This is a genomic window from Neobacillus sp. B24 (assembly GCF_055381825.1).
Genome location: NZ_AP035777.1, coordinates 3,672,919 through 3,692,583, shown reverse-complemented (window position 1 = coordinate 3,692,583; position 19,665 = coordinate 3,672,919). Strand labels below are relative to the sequence as shown.

The following is a 19,665-nucleotide window of genomic DNA, read 5'->3' as shown; positions in this document are numbered from 1 at the left end:
CGACTAACTCCTATATAATATGTCTATACTAAAGTTATCAATTTTTCTATGCAGAAAAAATTCAAAACTTCCCAGATGTGGAAGTTTTGTTTGTTTAGGAGCAATGTCAATGAAAGAATTACCTGTAGAAGAATTATTCAATCTTAACAATAAAACGATTATTGATATCCGATCACCGATTGAGTTTGCAGATGGTGCTATCCCTGGTGCGGTTAATGTACCGCTATTTACGAACGAGGAACGCGCTGAAATCGGAACAATTTATAAACACGAGGGGCAGGCAGCCGCCAAGTGGCGGGCCATGGAACTTGTTTCACCGAAAATACCGGATATGCTGCAGAGAATCAAATCATATCATGAAGAAGGTGAACTAGTTATCCATTGTTGGCGCGGCGGGATGCGAAGCAAAGCAGTTGTCACCTTTTTGGAATTCGCGGGTATTTACGCTTGGCGTTTAGTCGGCGGCTATAAAGCATACCGTCACTATATCATTGAGAATATTCCTATGCTATTGCCAAACAAAGCGGTTGTTATCCATGGGATGACCGGTGTAGGGAAAACAGAGGTCTTAAAAATTCTGAAACAAAAGGGCTATCCTATTTTGGATTTGGAAGCGATGGCCGGGCACCGAGGGTCCATCTTCGGCACCATTGGTCTTGGGGATGCCCATAATCAAAAAACATTTGATTCATTATTATATAAGGGTCTCTTGGAGATACAGGGGGCAGAATATTTTCTTGTCGAGGCTGAAAGCAAACGGATTGGGAAAGCGGTTCAGCAGGAAGAATTAATGGAGGTAAAATTTAAAGGGACAAATATTTACCTTCACTCACCGCTTGAACAAAGAGTAAAGCTGCTTGTTGCCGAATATGTAACACCATACGAGCAAGAACCATGGTACTATGAAAAAATTGCACTTGGAATTGAAAGAGTATTAAGGAGAATAAAGGATTCTGATATAAGAAAAAGCCTGCAGGATACGTTAGCTGAAAAGAACTATCAAGAAATGATACTGTTGCTTCTTGAGCATTATTATGATCCACGCTATGACCATGCCAGACAAGAGTATGAAGGACAATTTTTTGATATATTCGCTGAAAATCCAAGTGAAGCAGCAGAAAAAATAATGGTCAAATTGGAAGAGTTAAGGCTGCAGCCCACTTTTTCCTGAAAGTTTTGAAAAACCGCTGAATTGATTCAGCGGTTTTTTTGTGTGGTGGAGTCAATTGTTAACTTTTTTGAAAGGCTTTAGACCGCGGCGTTCTATTTCATCTTTTAAAATCTTTATCCATTCCTTTTCCTTACCAGATTTCAATGCATCCCGATACGAAACAACCAACTGCTCGTTACTCATTATTTTCATTTTAAGAATGCCTCCTTTGGAAAGTGGATTGAATATTCAGTTTTTACTATTGTAATAGTTTCTCACCATTTTGAGAACCCTTAATAAGCATTTCTTCATAATTTTGTCATAAGTAAAAATAAACGTAATATGATTATTATATTCAAAAAATATTGAATATTCATATAAATGTGTTAACATACTTTTGAAAGCGTTTTTATTAACGGCTAGTCTACTTGTTTTAGGGGGTAAAGGAATGTCGAATTTACTAAATGTAACAATTGGCAGTCTTTTAGAAGAGAAAGCAAACTTACACCCAGAGCACGAAGCGGTTATTTATGCTGACCGGGGACTGAGATGGACATATCGAGAATTTAATGAAATTTGCCGAAAGGCAGCGAAGGGTCTTATGAAACTAGGAATAGAAAAAGGTGAACACCTTGCAGCCTGGTCCTCCAACACTCCAGAATGGCTGATTTCGCAATTTGCAACCGGGAAGATGGGAGGAGTGCTGGTAACGGTTAATACAAACTATCGAACCTCTGAACTAGAGTATCTGTTAAAACAATCCGACTCCACAACAATTATTTTAATGGATGTATGGAAGGATTCACCTTATATCGATATGCTCTATGAAATTGTTCCTGAGCTGGCTAAATGTGAGCCAGGGAAACTAAAAAGCAACAATCTGCCATTTTTGAAAAATGTGATTGTCCTTGGTGATAGACAATATCCGGGGACATTTTCATGGGATGATATCATGAAACTTGGTGATTCGGTTTCGGACGAGGCCCTTGACGAACGATTGAATTCCCTTGCGCCAGATGATGTGATTAATATGCAATATACGTCAGGCACAACCGGATTTCCAAAGGGAGTTATGCTAACCCATAATAATATTGTTAATAATGCCTATAATATTGCCAACTGTATGAAACTTACTGTACAAGACCGCTTGTGCATTCCAGTTCCATTTTTCCATTGCTTTGGATGTGTACTGGGAACGATGGCTTGTGCCACGGTTGGAGCAACCATTGTTCCTGTTCAAGAATTTAACCCAAAGCGGGTACTCCAAACCGTTCAGGATGAAAAATGCACCGGTCTGCATGGGGTGCCGACTATGTTTATCGCCGAGTTGAATGATCCGGATTTTCACACATATGATCTTTCTTCGTTAAGAACCGGAATTATGGCCGGGTCCAACTGTCCAATTGAAGTGATGAAGGCTGTTATTGATAAAATGGGAGCCACAGAAATTACGATTGCCTATGGACAAACAGAATCCTCACCAGTCATCACCCAAACGCGAACAGATGATCCAATCCAATTACGGGTTGAATCGGTCGGAAAAGCTTTACCTCATGTCGAAGTGAAAATTGTTGAACCAGGAACTACAAATGAAGTTCCAAGAGGAATACAAGGGGAACTTTGCACTCGAGGTTATCATGTCATGAAAGGCTATTATAAAAATAACCAGGCGACAAAGGATGCAATTGATAGAGAGGGCTGGCTGCATACCGGAGATTTGGCTATCATGGATGATAATGGCTATTGCCGTATTACCGGGCGTTTAAAGGACATGATTATCCGGGGCGGAGAGAATATTTATCCAAGAGAAATTGAGGAATTTCTCTATGCCCACCCAAAGATTCTCGATGTGCAGGTGGTAGGAATACCAGACGAGATTTATGGCGAGGAAGTTATGGCCTGGATTATTCTAAAAGAAGGAGTCACCGCAACTTCTGAAGAAATGAGGGAATACTGTAATGGGAAAATCTCCAAGCACAAGATTCCGAAGTATATAGAATTTATTGATGCATACCCGATGACCGCATCAGGTAAAATTCAAAAATACTTGTTAAGAGAGAAAGCGAAGAAAGTAGTTGAAAATATCTAAGGTTGCGCTGTCCCGGACCTTTTAGCTATACTTAAACATGGACAAAACGGAAAAGGACGGTGGCTGACGTGATTCATTTATCATGGCGCGAGCGTGAAACAATTAAGAAAGTAAAATGTATGCATACTAATGCCGAGAAATATATGGTTAGTAATGTTTTAAGTGCTGGGAAAGTCTATGATGTAAAGAATGAAACAGAAGAATTTTACTATATCATCGACAACACCGGAAAAGTCGGAGGCTATTACAAAGATTATTTTCAGGATGATTAAAAAGACAAAGCCTGGCACCGAGCCAGGCTTTGTCTTTTTATTTTGCGTTAGCTTCAATTGGATTTTTTCGGTAAAGCTTTTGGCTGATTAATGTTTGTATCGTCAAGAATGTTCCCCCGACAACCCAGTAAAGCGGGAGAGCGGCAGGGGCACTAAATGAAAACATAACAATCATTAATGGTGACATTAATCCCATTATTTTCATTTGTTCGCGCTGCTGGGCAGGCATTGTTGACTGTGATACTTTAAATTGGAAATAGTAAATCAGCCCGGCAACGATGGTAATAATGATATCAGGCTGTCCAAGGCTAAACCATAAAAACTTGTGGGAAGCTATTTCCGTTGAACTGCGAATTGCATAATAGAAGCCGGTCAATATCGGCATTTGAATCAGGATTGGCAAGCAGCCCATATTTAATGGGTTCACCCCGTGTTTCTGATAAAGTCCCATCATTTCTGCTTGAAGTTCCTGTTTCTTTTTAGGATCCTTTTCCGCTTTTAGCTTCTGTTGGATTTTATCCATTTCAGGCTTCAGGCCATCCATTTTTTCTTTCATAACCATTTGGGTTTTGTATTGTCTTAACATTAACGGCATTAGGGCAAGCCGGATAATCAGGGTTACCAGGATAATGGCCAAACCGTAGTTACCGTGAAAGAAATCGGCAATGTATTCGATGATTACTGTAAAAGGTTCAACGAAATAAGTGTGAAAAAACCCATCATTATTTCCATTTGGTGAACATGCAGATAAAACAATAGTTGTTAAGGCTAACAAAGCAATTAATAATATCGAAGATTTTTTTGTTTTCATATTTCCTCCTAATTGTGTGTTTGATAGTTAGGCATAAAAGAAGGAAATAGGTTCTTCATCATCATCTTTGGCATAGCCTTTTTTGCGTATATATTTAATAATCCAGACCAAAATAATGCTGCCAGTTATGGAGTTATTTTTTTTATAGAAAAATAATGGATGAATAAATTTAGTATCCGCTGAATTAGATAATGATCCAGCGAATGAATATTCAACACCATAGGCCCAGAGAAACTTTAAGATCATCCCGAGGTATATACTAATATAAAGGGCATTTAATGTATTATAATCCGAATGATCGATCAGCAACTGAAACAAAAATTTTCACCTCGCAAAATGAGCCAATGATATGAGTATATAAGAGAACACCCAAATAATCAATTATTGTTTATATGTCAGAAACTGGACGCAGACAAAGAATAAAGTGGATTAATCACTATGGCATTATGCCCAATAGGTAATCGTGTCAAGCACGCCTAGTAAGAGCAGGACAATGCCGGCAAACTTTTGAAAAGCTGCTCCTGTTTTTTTGCTCTTTTTCATTAATGCCCCGTCTACACCCAGAAACCAAATGATAACCATCACAATTATTAGAGGCAGGGAAGTGCCGATTGCAAATACAGAGGGCAGGATTACTCCGTAGCTTGAATTCAACACAATCGGCATTAGGGTTAGGAAAAATAATACAAACATTGTCGGGCAAAAAGCAATTGAAAAACTTACACCCAATAAAAATGAACCCCAAATTCCACCGATTTTCCTATCTGGTATTTTGGCAAATAGGTGATGGATCCAATTTAACTTAAAGACACCCAATAAAAATAGTCCCAGCATAAAAATCAGTGGGCCTATCAGTTTGCGAAAAGCAGCAAAGTATTCTGTAATCGCTGTTTGGAACTCCTGTCCAACCACCCAAACGATGATTCCCAATCCGGAAAAGACAACTACCTTTCCAAAGATAAAGAAGATTGCCTCGAGCCATTGCTTTTTCGTTTGCAAGCTCCTGTTACCATAAAAGGTAATGGCACTGATGTTTCCGGTCAACTGACATGGTGCGAGCGCCCCAATCACTCCTAGCAAAAAGGAAGCAAGTAAAGGGAAACTTTTTGTTTCGTTCATCAAAATGACGATCGGGCTGCTTAGGACTCGGCTAATCGAACTTAAGATTTCATACATAATGGGTCACCTTTCGAAACAAGGAAATTTGCAATTTATAAGAATAACATACTACAAATTTTTAAAGAGCGTATGAAGAATAAGCATTGTTCACAAAGAAGTAAAAAACACCAATTCCAGTTTGGAATTAGTGTTTTGCAGGTTGTTGCCATTGTGCTGTAATCATTTGATAGGCAAAATCAACTTTTTCTTGACTTGGCGGCTCAACATCCTTTAATGGATATTCATGCCCGAGTGCTTCCCATTTATAGACGCCCAGTTTATGGTAGGGGAGAATCTCAATTTTTTGGATATTTTCAAGGGTGCCAATAAATTCCCCGAGCTGTTTGAGATCTTCAGGATCATCGGTCACAGTTGGAACAAGGACATGGCGGACCCAGATTGGTACTTTTCTGTCTGATAAAAATTTGGCAAATTCAAGAATGTGGTCATTAGCCATACCGGTTAGCTTAATATGCTTTTTACGGTTAATATGCTTTAGGTCAAGCAAGATTAAATCCGTATATTGTAGCAGTTCCTCCAGTTGTTCGATAAACAACTTGGAATGGGAAAAGCAGCCACCGGAAGAATCAATCGTAGTATGAATACCTTTTTTCTTACATTCTTTAAATAATTGGATGAGAAAGGGAACCTGCAGTAACGGCTCGCCGCCGCTGACAGTAATCCCGCCGCCTGATGCTTGAATAAACGGGAGATAGGATTCCAAATCATCCATGATTTCGGAAACAGTCATTTGTTTGCCAGTGCCGATTTCCCAAGTGTCAGCGTTATGGCAAAATTGGCAGCGCAGCAGGCAGCCTTGTGTGAACACAATATAGCGAATTCCCGGGCCGTCAACCGTTCCCAATGTTTCAATTGAATGAATATTTCCGTTCATGATGATTCTTCTCCCTTCGATTAAAAACCGGAGCCCCCGTAATAAAGGGGCTCCATTCCTTATTATAGTGACTCGTGGAAGGTACGGTTGATGACATCGAGCTGTTGTTCTTTTGTCAGTTTGATGAAGTTAACCGCATATCCAGATACACGAATGGTTAATTGCGGGTAAAGTTCAGGATGTTCCATAGCATCCAATAATGTTTCACGGTTAAAGACGTTTACATTCAAGTGATGACCTGTTTTGATTGCGTATCCATCCAAGATAGATACTAAATTTCGCACTTGGCTTTCTTCTTCTTTTCCTAATGCCTTAGGAACAATGGAGAAGGTATTGGAAATTCCGTCCATTGCGGAGCTATAGGGCAGCTTGGCAACCGAAGATAGGGAAGCTAATGTTCCTTTTGTATCACGGCCATGCATTGGGTTAGCACCTGGTGCAAATGGTTCCCCGGCACGGCGGCCGTCAGGCGTATTACCAGTTTTCTTGCCGTATACTACGTTTGATGTGATCGTCAAGATTGATAAAGTATGAACAGAGTTGCGATAAGTTTGATGCTTGCGCAATTTTTTCATAAAGCTTTTCACAAGTTCAACGGCAATGCTGTCAACACGGTCGTCGTTATTGCCGTATTTAGGGAAGTCGCCCGTTGTTTCAAAGTCAACAGCCAAACCGTTTTCATCACGGATGACTTTTACTTGTCCATACTTGATTGCACTAAGTGAGTCTGCTGCAACACTTAAACCGGCAATGCCAGTTGCCATCGTTCTTAAAATTTGTGTATCATGCAGTGCCATTTCAATTCTTTCATAGCTGTACTTATCATGCATATAATGGATGATGTTTAAGGTATTAATGTAAAGACCGGCAAGCCAATCCATCATCTGATCAAATTTTTGCATGACTTCTTCATAATCTAACACATCAGAAGTAATTGGTCGATAATCTGGGCCGACTTGTTTTTTCAGTTTTTCGTCGACACCACCATTGATAGCATACAGCAGGGCTTTTGCCAGGTTGGCACGGGCGCCGAAGAATTGCATTTGTTTTCCGATTTCCATCGCGGATACACAGCAGGCAATCCCGTAATCATCACCGTATTCTAGGCGCATAATATCATCGTTTTCGTACTGAACTGCACTTGATTTGATTGACATCTTTGCACAATACTTTTTAAAGTTTTCTGGCAGCTGCGTTGACCATAATACAGTTAAGTTTGGTTCTGGAGCAGGGCCCAGATTATCAAGTGTATGAAGGAAACGGAATGAGTTTTTAGTCACAAGCGGACGTCCGTCAATGGCCATCCCGCCGATTGATTCTGTTACCCAAGTTGGGTCACCGCTGAATAATTCATTGTAATCAGGAGTACGGGCAAATTTAACGAGACGAAGCTTCATGACGAAATGGTCAACTAATTCCTGTGCTTCTTGCTCAGTTAATGTACCGTTTTCCAAATCTCTTTCAATATAAATATCAAGGAAAGTAGAAACACGTCCAAGACTCATTGCAGCACCGTTTTGCTCCTTAATAGCAGCAAGATAGCCAAAATATAACCATTGGAATGCTTCAGTTGCATTTTTTGCAGGTCCAGAAATATCATAGCCGTAGCTTTCTGCCAGTTCTTTCAATTCTTTCAAGGCGCGATATTGTTCAGAAAGCTCCTCGCGTAGGCGAATGTTATCCTCAGTCATGACCTTGCTTGTATTATTGAAATCTTTTTGTTTTTCTTTCATTAAGAAATCGACACCATATAAGGCGACCCGGCGGTAGTCACCGATGATTCGGCCGCGTCCATAGGCATCTGGAAGTCCAGTGATAATGCCGGCTTTACGGGCAAGCAGCATTTCGCTTGTATAGGCATCAAATACACCTTGGTTATAAGTCTTGCGGAACTCGGTGAAAATTCGTTCAATTTCCGGATTTAATTGATAGCCATATGCTTCGCAGGCTGCCTTAGCCATGCGAATGCCGCCAAATGGTTGAAGTGAACGATTAAAAGGCTTATCAGTCTGGACACCAACGACTTTTTCTAGGTCTTCATCAAGATAGCCAGGGCCATGAGAAGTAATGGTGGAAACTGTTTCGGTATCCATTTCAAGAACGCCGCCTTTTTCACGTTCTTGTGATGTAAGACCCATTACTTGATCCCATAGTTTGTTAGTAGCTTCAGTTGCGCCAGTCAAAAAGCTGTCGTCGCCTTCATATGGTATAAAGTTTTTTAAGATAAAGTCGCGGACGTTAACTTCTTTTTGCCAAACTCCAGTTTTAAAACTTTTCCATTGTTCCATTTTAAATCACCTCATATTTTAATTAACGAATATAACAGAGTTGAAGTATCTCTCACACCTTGAGTATAACAGCTTTCTATAGTAATAAAGGGAGCATTTGTTAACATTTTGTGAAATAGTGAACATCCCTTGGTTTTTCGGGGTTTTTTATGAATAATTTATGAACATTAATACGAGGTTGTTAAAACTGTATTATAAAAAATATAGTTGGTGTTTCATGTGTTATATAATTGAATTCCCTGAGAAATCAACATTTACATAGTGTTAAACTATATAACAGCACAAAAAAACAGGAGAAACATTTACTAAGTATGTAGTAGGAGGTAATTTTCGAATTATGAAAGGTAGTTTCATAACACGTTTGAATGGATTTTTATCTCAAACATGTCATGAAAGGTAATTTCATAACACGTTTGAATGGATTTTTATCTCAAACACGTCATGAAAGGTAATCTCATAACGTGTTTGGATGGATTTTTTTCTCAAACATGTCATGAAAGGTAATCTCATAACGCGTTTGGATGGATTTTTATCTCAAACACGTCATGAAAGGTAGTCTCATAACACGTTTGGATGGATTTTTATCTCAAACACGTCATGAAAGGTAGTCTCATAGCACGTTTGAATGGATTTTTATCTCAAACATGTCATGAAAGGTAATCTCATAACGCGTTTGGATGGATTATTTTCTCAAACATGTCATGAAAGGTAGTCTCATAACACGTTTGAACGTATTTTTTTCTCAAACACGACATGAAGGACATTTTCATAACTTGTTTGTATAATTTTTACATAAGACACGCCAAGAGAGTTGTTATTGGGATTTTTTCTTTTGGGTGGAGGATTTAAATTGATTAATCCCCTGTTGATTTGAGCGGAAGGCACGCAGACTCCTGCGGGAGTACAGGGCAGGGGAGATCCCGCAGGCGCTTTATACCGAGGCTCTCCGGCACGCCCGCGGAAGGCCAAGCTGCCTGGAGCGCAAATCAACAGCCAGTTGCAAGGACTATGTAATAGTAAACTTTACCTAACAAGTATGGTCGTTTAGAAAAAATAAAAAGCTGTCGAATGTTTTTTTCGACAGCCTGAGGAGACACATTCTCCTGTCTGTTAATCCACGACAATATCGGCAATCATTGGCCCATTGTGGTCGCGGGTGGAATGAACTTCGCAAATTAAACGATAGGTTCCTTCCTTGTCAAATTGAAGATCTACTACAGTCTCTTCCCCTTTTTTTACAGTTCCTTTTATATCTGTTCCTTCAATATAAAAGGGATGTTCTTCTCCGTTGATTCCGGCAATATACAATTTTACTTTTTCGCCTTTTTCAAGCGAGATGGAACCGGGGTCCCAACGGTATGCTTCAATTTGCTTGCCATTTTTCAACTGTGATTTGAATTCAACCGTCACCATGTGAATCTCGCGGATTTTGCTTTCTTCTACTTGATTAAAAACCGCAGCATCACCAGCTTTTAACATAAACCATGCCGAAACGGTTGCCAGCATAACTCCAATTGCCAAAAAGAATAATAGCGTTTCTTTTTTTAATACTAAAAATTTCACCCCAAACCCTCCTCCAGAATTTGTCCTAATCTATACATATGCCTATAGGGTAAGGAAACTTGTCTACTTTTTTAATTTTTAATGAGAAAAAAAAGAGGTGTGGTTTTAAGGGGGAGGAATCTGTCAACAATAGTGGATAGACTGCAGATGACGGAAAAGTATTTGTTTTTATTTCCTGTGGAAACGTTTATAGTAAAATCAGGAAAGAAAAATTAGGTGGTCGTATTGTTGGTTATAAAAAAAGATAAAGTTTTTAAAATGCTCAAATTTGTTTTTCCATTATTTTTGCTAGTTTTTGCGGTGAATGAAATTAAAAAGTTTATCGGAAATGTCGATGTAAGGTTGTTAGAACATGAATTGGACCAACTTAGCTTCATTAGTTTAGTACTTATTATTGTGGTTACTGTAGCAGCGGTTCTGCCAATGATATTTTATGATGTGATACTGGTGCGAAGCTTGGGTGGAGAGGTTTCTAGGAAGGAGCTTTTGGAACAATCATTTATTGCCAATTCTTTTTCCAATATGATTGGCTTTGGCGGATTAGTTGGAGCGATGCTAAGAACCTACTTTTTTAATAAACTCGAACATGATAAACGCAGACTTGTGCAATTGATCGCTACAATTTCCCTATTTTATTTGACAGGCATTTCATTATTATCATGGATTGTAGTGGTGGAATTTCGCCATTACCCATTGTTTCAGGATACAAAATGGCTCTGGTTTGCTGTCCTTGGCATTGGTTTATACTTCCCGCTATTTTATTTCATACATAGTGTTAAAGCAAAAAGAGATCAAGTGCCGTTGATTTCCGGGATTGATGGGATAAAGCTAATTGTCGTTTCTCTTTTTGAATGGCTTTGTGTTTTTATGGCATTATGGCTGTTAACGAAGCTGCTCGGAATCTCCATTCCAATAAGAAACCTTTTTCCGGTATACGTTGTTGCGGCTTGCGCTGGAATTATCAGCATGATTCCTGGAGGTTTGGGATCGTTCGACTTGGTATTTATTTGGGGGATGCAGGATTTGCATGTCCCTGAGGAAAAAGTGCTAGTGCTACTATTATTTTATCGGCTAGGATATTACATTTTGCCGTTTATTGCTGGGGCAGTGCTTTTTGTCAAATTGTATTGGGAAAGGTGGAATCAGTCTTGGAATAATCTCCCCAAAGCGATTATCCAGGGGGTGAGCCATATTATCCTAACGATACTTGTGTTTTTCTCCGGGCTGGTCCTGCTATTATCGGCCAGTGTTCCAGGGATAATGACGCGGCTCAAACTAGCTCAAGAACTGCTGGCTTTTCCAATTATTAATGTATCTCACCAACTTTCAGTTGCAACTGGATTTTTGCTGTTAGGATTATCCCGCGGGATTGAATATAATGTAAAACGATCGTATGAATTAACCATGATAGCACTTATACTAGCGGCACTATTTTCCATTTTTAAAGGAATCGATTATGAGGAAGCCATATTTTTAATTATTGTTGCCCTGTTACTTCGAATCTCCAAGGCGCAGTTTTATCGGGAGAGCTATGTATTAACATGGGGTAAGACCATATTTGATATCACGTTAATCCTGTTGATTACCTCAATGTACCTTATTATTGGTTATTTAAATCTGCCAGATGCAAAATTGGCGATTCCGGCAAAAATTATGCCCTATGTTATTGTCGATTACCGTGACTTGTTTAAAAGTGCGCTCATTGGTCTGGTTATTGCATTACTAATCCTGGGATTTGGATATTTGATAAGTTTGCCTAAAAAATGGAAATTCGAAACTTCTCGTGGGAAAGAACAAGAAATCCTCGACCATTTAAATAAATATCATGGTACAACATTGACCCATTTAATTTTCTTGCATGATAAGTATATTTTTTGGAATAAGAAGAGAAATATATTGATTTTGTTTCAAAGATATGCCGATAAGTTAGTCATTTTAGGTGAACCGATTGGCGAAAGTAGTGAAATCTCGACTGCCATTGAAGAGTTTCAAGAAATTGCAGACCTATATGGCTTCACCCTAGTATTTTACCAGGTTGGCGATGAATTGCTGCCACATCTTCACAATCACGGTTTCGCCTTCTTTAAATTGGGCGAAGAAGCATTTGTCGATTTAGACACGTTTTCACTTACCGGCGGCAAGATGAAAAGTTTTCCTGAAGTAAAGAATAAATTTATTCGTGAAAATTTCACTTTTGAATTGATTCGACCGCCGCACTCAGCAACCGTGCTGCAAGAACTAAAGAAAATTTCTAATGAGTGGCTGGAAGGACGAGGGGAGAAGGGTTTTTCATTAGGTTTCTTTGATGAAGAATACTTAAACAAGGCGCCGATAGCCATTGTAAAGGACAATAACCAAAGAATTTGCGGGTTTATGAGTATCATGTATGTGTATGATCATATGCAAACCATCTCAGTTGATTTAATGAGATTTAAGGCTGATGCCCCTCCTGGTGCCATCGATTTTCTATTCCTGTCCCTAATACAATGGGCACAGGGGCGGGGGTACAAGCGGTTCAATATGGGAATGGCGCCACTTTCAAATGTCGGTGTATCAAGGTTTGCATTTCTAAGTGAAAAAATTGCCGCACAAATCTTTTTACACGGTCATTTTCTCTATCATTTTCAGGGGCTTATAAGATATAAAGAAAAATATACGAATATTTGGGAGCCTAAATATTTGGCCTATCGGAGAAAATCTTCTTTACCAATTATTATGGCTCAAATCACCTTATTGATTTCTAAAAAGAAGGCCATAGATAAATAAAAAACTGGTTATGCAAATTGCTGGCCAGTTTTTTATTTCAATTTACTAGAAAATGACTCATATTTGTAATATTAATCTGTTACAATCAAAATAGGTAAATAGTACTTAGTAAGGGTGTTGTCATTGTCAAAGTTTAGCGCTTTATTCGTAGCCATTATTTTGTTTTGTTCCTTTCAGGCATATGTTTATGCTGATGAACTGCCTCAGCCTGAGTTAAAAAGCGAGGCGGCTGTTCTATTAGATACAGAAACAAATGCTGTTCTTTTTAACAAAAATGCCGATGTAAAAATGTATCCTGCCAGCTTAACAAAAATCGCAACCGCCATCTATGCGCTTGAAAAGGGAGATTTGAACAGCATGGCAGTTGTAAGTGGTAATGCTGTACGTCAGGATGGGACGAGAGTTTACTTGGTGGAAGGTGAACAGGTTCCATTAAAGGTGCTGATTCAAGGAATGCTTATTAATTCTGGAAACGATGCTGCAGTAGCTATTGCAGAGCATCTGGATGGAAGTGTTGAAGCATTTGCAGCCAACCTTAACGATTACTTAAAAACTACCATTGGTGTGAAAAATACACATTTCATGAATCCAAGCGGTTTATTTGATGAAAACCACTATACAACGGCGATGGATATGGCGATCATCACAAATTATGCAATGAAGAATCCGATTTTTGCTGAAATTTACGGAACGAAGAAACTCTGGTGGGAAGGTCAATCATGGAAGACAAATATTGTAACCCATCACGCAATGCTAAAAGGAGAGTTTCCCTACCCCGGAGTAATCGGGGGAAAAACGGGTTATACTTCGCTATCGAAACAAACGTTAGCAACAACTGCTGATAATGGCAAAATAAAATTAACTGCTGTCGTCCTTAAATCGGAACTCAAACAGGAAAAATATCAGGATACTGCCGCACTGTTTGATTTTGGTTTTAAACAATATCAACATTCCGTTTTGAACCAGAATGCCACGTTTATGAATGATCAACAAGCATTTCATCCGAAACAAAACATGGTGATTACAGAGGATTTAGTGGGGACAGTTAAAAAAGTAAGTAGGTCAGGATTGTTAACAATTGAAAATCATACCGGTCAAATTCTTCAATCAGTCCAATTAATACCAAAAGAAACAAAGCTTGCAGCGGTATCCCAAACCAGCAAAAGTGAAAAGGTGAAAGAAAAGCTGAAACAATCTCAGAAGAGCGATGCAGTCAACGCTTTGTACGGGATAATTATTCTTGCGATTGCTGTCATTATCATTACCACTGGAAGGAAATTTACCAGAAAAGCATAAGCCATGAAGGGTTAGTCCTTCATGGCTTCTTTTGTGACAAAGTGGTCGTTAATAACATGAAAAAGGATATAACAATCATTGATAGGACTAACGTCCAGGCTAATCTCATATTCCCAGATTCCATGGCAATATAGATGGCGGTTGGAGCAGTCTGGGTCCTTCCTGGAATATTTCCTGCAAACATAAGGGTTGCGCCGAATTCCCCCAAAGCTCTAGCAAAACTGAGAATCAACCCGGTAATAATAGATTTGACAGATAAGGGTATAGTTACCTGAAAAAATACATTGAACTCATTCGCCCCGTCAACTCTAGCCGCTTCTTCAATATCTTTATCAACAGACTGAAAACCTGTTTTAATCGTTTGGTACATTAAAGGAAATGCCACAATGGTGGATGCGATAACCGCAGCCAATGGGGTAAAGATGATCGAATGGGCAAAAACATCCTCAATGAAAGAACCAATAGGCCCATTTTTGCCAAAAAAGTAAATTAATAAAAACCCAATAACGGTAGGCGGCAATATAAGGGGCATTAATAAAAGGGTTTCCAACAACATTTTTCCCCTGAATTTCTTAAAAACGAGCCACCTGCTTACCAAAATTCCCAGAACTAAGACAATTGCCGCGGAGATAGAAGCTACTTTGAGCGATAAAAAAATGGGAGACCAAAAATCATTCTGCATCAATTTCAATCCTTTAGATAGTCGAATAGCATGAACAAGCCTGTCTTCATCATTATAACGAATGCTAATTGTACTTAAAAGAAAAAAACTGCCGGATGGCAGCATAATCATTTCGTCCGTTCAGTTAACGTGGAGCCATCGAATGTAGATGGAGAATCGATTTGGTCTCGATCATCGACAAAACTCCGATTTCCCACAAAATCGCTCTCGTCCCCAAAATTTTGGCCATATCCCTGATTTTTTTTATCAGAATTATGCCATTCTGCCAGCAAATTTTGGCCAATATTAACGGCCGAAGCATTTTCAAAGGAATTAATTTTAATCATAAAGATATTAATATTAATATATGGAACAGGAGCCGGCATACTATCTCCTCCTTATAGTTGCAATTTAATATATGCGTTTGCTTGGAGTTTATGAGGCAAGCTTATGAAAATAACGATTATTTTTTTGGGCACTAACTCGTAAAATGGATTAAGTAATAGTTTTATTGTCTACAGTACTGATTTGCTTTGAAAAGGGGGTAGAGTGACGATGGATATGGAAAAGTTAAAACAATGGCTGGACCTGGCTAAAAATATGCAGGGCGGCGACTTCTGGTCGAATATTTTTGACCAGGAATTCGCCAAGCAATTTATGAACGACCAGGAATTTAAAATGTCCCCTGCCGTCCCTGAACAGCAATCAGCGATGGAAGCTCAAAGACATCATACATTCCCTAAGTATGAGATATTGGAAGGGACGGATGAAGTGGTGATTATTATTGAACTTCCTGGGATTACCAAAGAACATATAGAATTGGGAATAGTCAATAATATTCTAACCGTAAAGGGGAAGGCTGTACCGCTTCAACCGAATTTAACTAGTACCTATTCGGAACGGTTTGCAGGGGATTTCCATCGGCAAATTTCACTACCAGATTCAGTAAACCCGAATGAAATTGGAGCGAAATTTTGGAATGGGTTATTAATTGTTAGTTACCGTCGGACTTTAGAGGTTGGTGAAATTATTCCAATCGATTAACTTTATGGTCATTAAGAAAATTTTGGACATGATAATGGTTTATACCCATATATTTTATATTAAGGTATAACAAAGGAGAGCGTTTGTCGGATGGCGTTAAAATTCTTATTCCATATCTTCCGTAAAAATGAGACAAAAGAGGAATGGCAAAAAAAAATGCTTTCTTTGGAGAAAAATATTGCTGATTTAGAAAAATTGGTTGGAGCGCTGCAAGACCAAGCCAAGCCTGACAAAGCCATAAAAACAAATGATCCTCCGATTATCATCGAAAAAATAAATATAGAAAAGATAATTTTAGATAAATATGAGCTGAATAATAATTTAGGTCAACTTGGAATTAAGGAACTTAAAGGAAAACTCAATATTGGAGCTACCTATGGCAGTGAATTCACACCAAATCTTCCTGAGCATGAAAATAGCAGTGAGACAAAGGCCAAAAAGACAGAAAAAGAAGAAAAGACAGCAAATCAATCTAATGAGAGTGGGCCGAAAATTAATTTCAACGCAAAAAAAGACTAAAGTAAATCCTTTAGTCTTTCCGGAAAAGTTATTGAAGTCTGCTTTCTACCTCGCGGCACACGTCGTCAGCGGACATTCCGTTTGCATCGATAACAGAAGCTTTAGTTACGGTGTCATGCATACCCATGACATTTGAATCAAGCCCAGTTACAACACAGCAATCACAATTTTGTGCATCTGACTCCTGTTTTAATTCCACAACATCATAACCCTTTTCACGCAAAGCTTGTTGAACATTTGTAAGAGATTGTTCTACTCCAACCTTAGCCATACAAACACCTCCTCTGAAATTTATCATGCCTAAATTTACAGTGATTATTCGGTATAAGTGGTATTTATGTTTCAAAAGCTAACATGGGAGGTGTTTAAATGAGTAAACGCAGAAAGAAGAAGGCCGCTCCGTCTACAATAGGGTTGAATTCACCCCAAGTAGAAGGGCAAGGTACGACAACGACTGAAACCGGGTCAAGAATGGAACCATCTTCAAGAAGGAAGACAAAGATATTTTAATACGAAAAAACGGGCACCGTCTGCTGGTGCCCGTTGACCTTTAGTTGTACATTTCTGTTACTTGCTTTTGAATTTCCGGATTCTCTAGGTATTCGTCATATGTCATTTGCTTATCTACTAGCCCGTTTGGTGTTAGTTCTAAGATCCGATTGGCAATGGTTTGGATAAATTGATGATCGTGAGATGAAAAGAGTAACGATCCTTTAAAGTTAATCAGGCCGTTGTTAAGAGCTGTAATCGACTCCAAATCCAAATGGTTCGTCGGCTCATCGAGCAGTAAAACATTCGCCCCGCTTAACATCATTTTAGAAAGCATGCAACGCACCTTTTCTCCACCAGACAAGACGCTTGCTTTCTTTAACACTTCCTCACCAGAAAATAACATTCTACCCAAGAAGCCACGCAAGAAGCTTTCGCTGTCATCTTTAGGGGAGAATTGCCGCAGCCAATCAACCAGATTTACCTCGCTATTTTCAAAATACTCGGAGTTATCTTTTGGAAAATAAGCTTGAGAAGTAGTGATCCCCCATTTATAGCTGCCGCTGTCTGCTTCCAACTCACCCATTAAAATTTTAAACAGTGTTGTTTTGGCCAGTTCATTCGTTCCAACAAGAGCAATTTTGTCGCCCTTATTCATTGTAAAACTTAAATTATCCAGTACTTTCACGCCATCAATAGTTTTTGTTAATCCTTCCACTCTTAACAAATCATTGCCGATTTCACGGTCTGGTGTAAACCCAACATATGGATAACGTCTTGAAGAAGGACGGATATCGTCAAGTGTAATTTTATCCAAAAGCTTCTTCCTGGAAGTGGCCTGTTTTGATTTTGACGCGTTAGCGCTAAACCGGGCAATAAAACTCTGCAGTTCTTTGATTTTTTCTTCCTTTTTCTTATTGGCATCCTGAGCCATTTTTACCGCTAATTGGCTGGATTCATACCAGAAGTCATAGTTGCCTACATAGATTTGGATTTTGGCAAAATCCAAATCAGCGATATGTGTACAAACTTTATTTAAGAAATGACGGTCATGGGAAACAACGATGACGGTATTTTCAAAATTGATTAGAAATTCCTCAAGCCACTGAATGGCTTTAATATCCAAATGGTTGGTTGGCTCGTCGAGGAGCAGCACATCTGGCTGGCCAAATAGTGCCTGGGCAAGCAACACCTTTACTTTTTCGGCACCGCTTAATTCAGCCATTTTCTTGTCGTGAAGTTCTTCACCAATTCCCAAACCTTTTAATAGAATGGCTGCTTCCGATTCAGCTTCCCATCCATTTAATTCAGCGAATTCTCCTTCAAGCTCAGCCGCCTTCATTCCATCTTCATCTGTGAAGTTTTCTTTCATATAAATTGCATCTTTTTCCTGCATAACCTGGTAAAGTCTTGTATGACCCATGATTACAGTCTTTAATACTTCATGTTCTTCGTATTCGAAATGGTTCTGTTTTAGGACAGCCATCCGTTCGTTCGGCCCCATTTGAACTGTTCCGGTTTGTGCTTCAATTTCGCCGGAGAGAATTTTTAGAAACGTGGATTTGCCGGCCCCGTTGGCTCCAATCAGACCATAGCAGTTACCAGGTGTAAACTTAATATTTACATCTTCAAATAACTTTCGGTCTCCATATCTTAAACTTACATTACTTACAGTGATCATAAATCTTAATTCCTCCAAAAAACATGTTGCCTTCAATTATACCATTAAACCAATAAAAGAGCGAACTTTTAATGGAATCGCGAGAAAATCATGAAAAATTTTCTAAAAAAATTTTATGGTTTTCACACTTTATTCATAATTTTGTTGTAGAATTAGGTTAAAGAGGGTGATAACTGTGGCCAAAAAACAGCTTGCCGAACTCGTTAACAAGTTAAAAAAGGCAGGAATCAAAGCGAGTTTAACCAAACCTAAGTCCAATTACCATTTATCATTACAGCAAATTAAAAAACTTCCTTCATCCGTGAATTAAATAGGAAAATTGGAATAAAAAGCGATTAATCCCAAGGACTAACCGCTTTTTTTATTACTTTAATTCATCCATTATTGTTTCATAAACTTCTTCTTTATTAAAATCTTTCCCCATCGGAAACTTATCGATAAATTTGTTGTTTTCATCTACCAAGTAGGTAAAGGTGGTATGGACAAATTGACCGTTTCCGGGATCCTTGTATTGGAATTGCAGAGGTTCTGTTATCTCCCTGAGCTTTTGTTGTTCACTTTTTATGTTTTCTTTATCTCCAGTCAGAAATACCCAAGAATCATCATTATTAATTCCATAATCCTTCATATATCTTGTTAAAACTTCTGGTGTATCACGATAAGGATCAATGGTAATTGTAATAAATTCAATACCGTTGCCGAACACACCGGATTTTTCCAAATCCTTTCTTAAGTCGACCATCTTTATTGTTGTAGTAGGGCAAACATCAGGGCAATGGGTGTAAATAAATTCGATTAATTTTAGTTGAGTCTTATCCTTGCCGAATTGATAGGGATCGCCATTTTGGTTGACTAAAGTAACATCACTAGGTATGGCTGCGTTAGCATCACGAATAAGAAAAAATGAGATACCTGCTGCTATCCCTAGGAAAATGGCAAGACTGCAAATAAGATAGATTTTTTTCATTAGTTTCCCTCCTACA

21 protein-coding genes are annotated in these 19,665 nt (G+C 38.7%); 9 read left to right on the top strand and 12 right to left on the bottom strand.

The window, feature by feature from the left end; all coding sequences use genetic code 11:
• The first annotated feature begins 109 nt into the window (after positions 1–109).
• Positions 110–1,171 carry a tRNA 2-selenouridine(34) synthase MnmH gene (gene mnmH / locus ACZ43M_RS18100; RefSeq protein WP_464503921.1) on the top strand — a complete coding sequence of 354 codons (1,062 nt, stop codon included), beginning with the start codon at positions 110–112 and terminating at the stop codon, positions 1,169–1,171.
• 51 nt (positions 1,172–1,222) lie between these two features.
• On the opposite strand, the gene sda is transcribed toward mnmH, so the two are convergent.
• Complete coding sequence (gene sda, locus ACZ43M_RS18095) at positions 1,223–1,363, bottom strand: sporulation histidine kinase inhibitor Sda (protein WP_464503920.1); 141 nt, start codon at positions 1,361–1,363, stop codon at positions 1,223–1,225.
• 235 nt (positions 1,364–1,598) lie between these two features.
• On the opposite strand from sda, the gene ACZ43M_RS18090 reads away from it, so the two are divergent.
• Together ACZ43M_RS18090 and ACZ43M_RS18085 are read left to right on the top strand one after the other, a co-directional pair.
• Positions 1,599–3,239, top strand: coding sequence for an AMP-binding protein (locus ACZ43M_RS18090; RefSeq protein WP_464503919.1), 1,641 nt, complete (start codon positions 1,599–1,601; stop codon positions 3,237–3,239).
• 68 nt (positions 3,240–3,307) lie between these two features.
• Entirely contained in the window at positions 3,308–3,511 is a 204-nt protein-coding gene (locus tag ACZ43M_RS18085) for a DUF6501 family protein (protein ID WP_464503918.1), read from the top strand.
• Positions 3,512–3,548: 37 nt separating this feature from the next.
• On the opposite strand, the gene yidC is transcribed toward ACZ43M_RS18085, so the two are convergent.
• The 6 genes from yidC to ACZ43M_RS18055 form a co-directional block, all read right to left on the bottom strand.
• A complete protein-coding gene (yidC, locus tag ACZ43M_RS18080) occupies positions 3,549–4,322 on the bottom strand; it encodes a membrane protein insertase YidC (RefSeq protein WP_464503917.1) in 774 nt (257 codons plus the stop codon).
• 27 nt (positions 4,323–4,349) lie between these two features.
• Positions 4,350–4,640, bottom strand: a complete 291-nt coding sequence (locus ACZ43M_RS18075) for a hypothetical protein (RefSeq protein ID WP_464503916.1) — start codon at positions 4,638–4,640, stop codon at positions 4,350–4,352.
• A 126-nt stretch (positions 4,641–4,766) separates the two neighbouring features.
• Positions 4,767–5,498, bottom strand: coding sequence for an urease accessory protein UreH domain-containing protein (locus ACZ43M_RS18070; RefSeq protein WP_464503915.1), 732 nt, complete (start codon positions 5,496–5,498; stop codon positions 4,767–4,769).
• A gap of 127 nt (positions 5,499–5,625) precedes the next feature.
• Positions 5,626–6,375 (bottom strand): pyruvate formate-lyase-activating protein, encoded by a 750-nt coding sequence (gene pflA, locus ACZ43M_RS18065; RefSeq protein ID WP_464503914.1) that lies wholly within the window; start codon positions 6,373–6,375, stop codon positions 5,626–5,628.
• Positions 6,376–6,437: 62 nt separating this feature from the next.
• On the bottom strand, positions 6,438–8,663 hold the full coding sequence (gene pflB / locus ACZ43M_RS18060; RefSeq protein ID WP_464503913.1) for a formate C-acetyltransferase: 2,226 nt from the start codon (positions 8,661–8,663) through the stop codon (positions 6,438–6,440).
• Between the two features lie 1,110 nt (positions 8,664–9,773).
• Positions 9,774–10,226: a cupredoxin domain-containing protein gene (locus tag ACZ43M_RS18055; protein WP_464503912.1), complete on the bottom strand. Its 453-nt coding sequence runs from the start codon at positions 10,224–10,226 to the stop codon at positions 9,774–9,776.
• 228 nt (positions 10,227–10,454) lie between these two features.
• On the opposite strand from ACZ43M_RS18055, the gene mprF reads away from it, so the two are divergent.
• On the top strand, positions 10,455–12,992 hold the full coding sequence (mprF, locus tag ACZ43M_RS18050; RefSeq protein ID WP_464503911.1) for a bifunctional lysylphosphatidylglycerol flippase/synthetase MprF: 2,538 nt from the start codon (positions 10,455–10,457) through the stop codon (positions 12,990–12,992).
• Between the two features lie 123 nt (positions 12,993–13,115).
• Positions 13,116–14,288 carry a D-alanyl-D-alanine carboxypeptidase family protein gene (locus tag ACZ43M_RS18045; RefSeq protein WP_464503910.1) on the top strand — a complete coding sequence of 391 codons (1,173 nt, stop codon included), beginning with the start codon at positions 13,116–13,118 and terminating at the stop codon, positions 14,286–14,288.
• A 19-nt stretch (positions 14,289–14,307) separates the two neighbouring features.
• Here the strand turns inward: ACZ43M_RS18045 and modB are convergent, their stop codons facing one another.
• Both modB and ACZ43M_RS18035 read right to left on the bottom strand, forming a co-directional pair.
• Positions 14,308–14,970 carry a molybdate ABC transporter permease subunit gene (gene modB / locus ACZ43M_RS18040; protein ID WP_464503909.1) on the bottom strand — a complete coding sequence of 221 codons (663 nt, stop codon included), beginning with the start codon at positions 14,968–14,970 and terminating at the stop codon, positions 14,308–14,310.
• Positions 14,971–15,077: 107 nt separating this feature from the next.
• The gene (locus ACZ43M_RS18035; protein ID WP_464503908.1) at positions 15,078–15,335 is read right to left on the bottom strand and encodes a hypothetical protein; all 258 of its coding nucleotides are present in this window, start codon (positions 15,333–15,335) and stop codon (positions 15,078–15,080) included.
• A gap of 169 nt (positions 15,336–15,504) precedes the next feature.
• Between ACZ43M_RS18035 and ACZ43M_RS18030 the strand changes: the two genes are divergently transcribed.
• Both ACZ43M_RS18030 and ACZ43M_RS18025 read left to right on the top strand, forming a co-directional pair.
• Entirely contained in the window at positions 15,505–15,993 is a 489-nt protein-coding gene (locus ACZ43M_RS18030; RefSeq protein WP_464503907.1) for an Hsp20/alpha crystallin family protein, read from the top strand.
• 90 nt (positions 15,994–16,083) lie between these two features.
• Positions 16,084–16,512: a hypothetical protein gene (locus ACZ43M_RS18025; RefSeq protein WP_464503906.1), complete on the top strand. Its 429-nt coding sequence runs from the start codon at positions 16,084–16,086 to the stop codon at positions 16,510–16,512.
• A gap of 28 nt (positions 16,513–16,540) precedes the next feature.
• Here the strand turns inward: ACZ43M_RS18025 and ACZ43M_RS18020 are convergent, their stop codons facing one another.
• Positions 16,541–16,783: a YkuS family protein gene (locus ACZ43M_RS18020; RefSeq protein ID WP_464503905.1), complete on the bottom strand. Its 243-nt coding sequence runs from the start codon at positions 16,781–16,783 to the stop codon at positions 16,541–16,543.
• 98 nt (positions 16,784–16,881) lie between these two features.
• Between ACZ43M_RS18020 and ACZ43M_RS18015 the strand changes: the two genes are divergently transcribed.
• Entirely contained in the window at positions 16,882–17,022 is a 141-nt protein-coding gene (locus tag ACZ43M_RS18015; protein WP_464503904.1) for a YuzL family protein, read from the top strand.
• A 40-nt stretch (positions 17,023–17,062) separates the two neighbouring features.
• Here the strand turns inward: ACZ43M_RS18015 and ACZ43M_RS18010 are convergent, their stop codons facing one another.
• Positions 17,063–18,682: an ABC-F family ATP-binding cassette domain-containing protein gene (locus ACZ43M_RS18010; protein WP_464503903.1), complete on the bottom strand. Its 1,620-nt coding sequence runs from the start codon at positions 18,680–18,682 to the stop codon at positions 17,063–17,065.
• Positions 18,683–18,857: 175 nt separating this feature from the next.
• On the opposite strand from ACZ43M_RS18010, the gene ACZ43M_RS18005 reads away from it, so the two are divergent.
• Positions 18,858–18,992 (top strand): hypothetical protein, encoded by a 135-nt coding sequence (locus ACZ43M_RS18005; protein WP_464503902.1) that lies wholly within the window; start codon positions 18,858–18,860, stop codon positions 18,990–18,992.
• A gap of 54 nt (positions 18,993–19,046) precedes the next feature.
• On the opposite strand, the gene ACZ43M_RS18000 is transcribed toward ACZ43M_RS18005, so the two are convergent.
• Positions 19,047–19,649 carry an SCO family protein gene (locus ACZ43M_RS18000; protein ID WP_464503901.1) on the bottom strand — a complete coding sequence of 201 codons (603 nt, stop codon included), beginning with the start codon at positions 19,647–19,649 and terminating at the stop codon, positions 19,047–19,049.
• Positions 19,650–19,665: the final 16 nt, after the last annotated feature.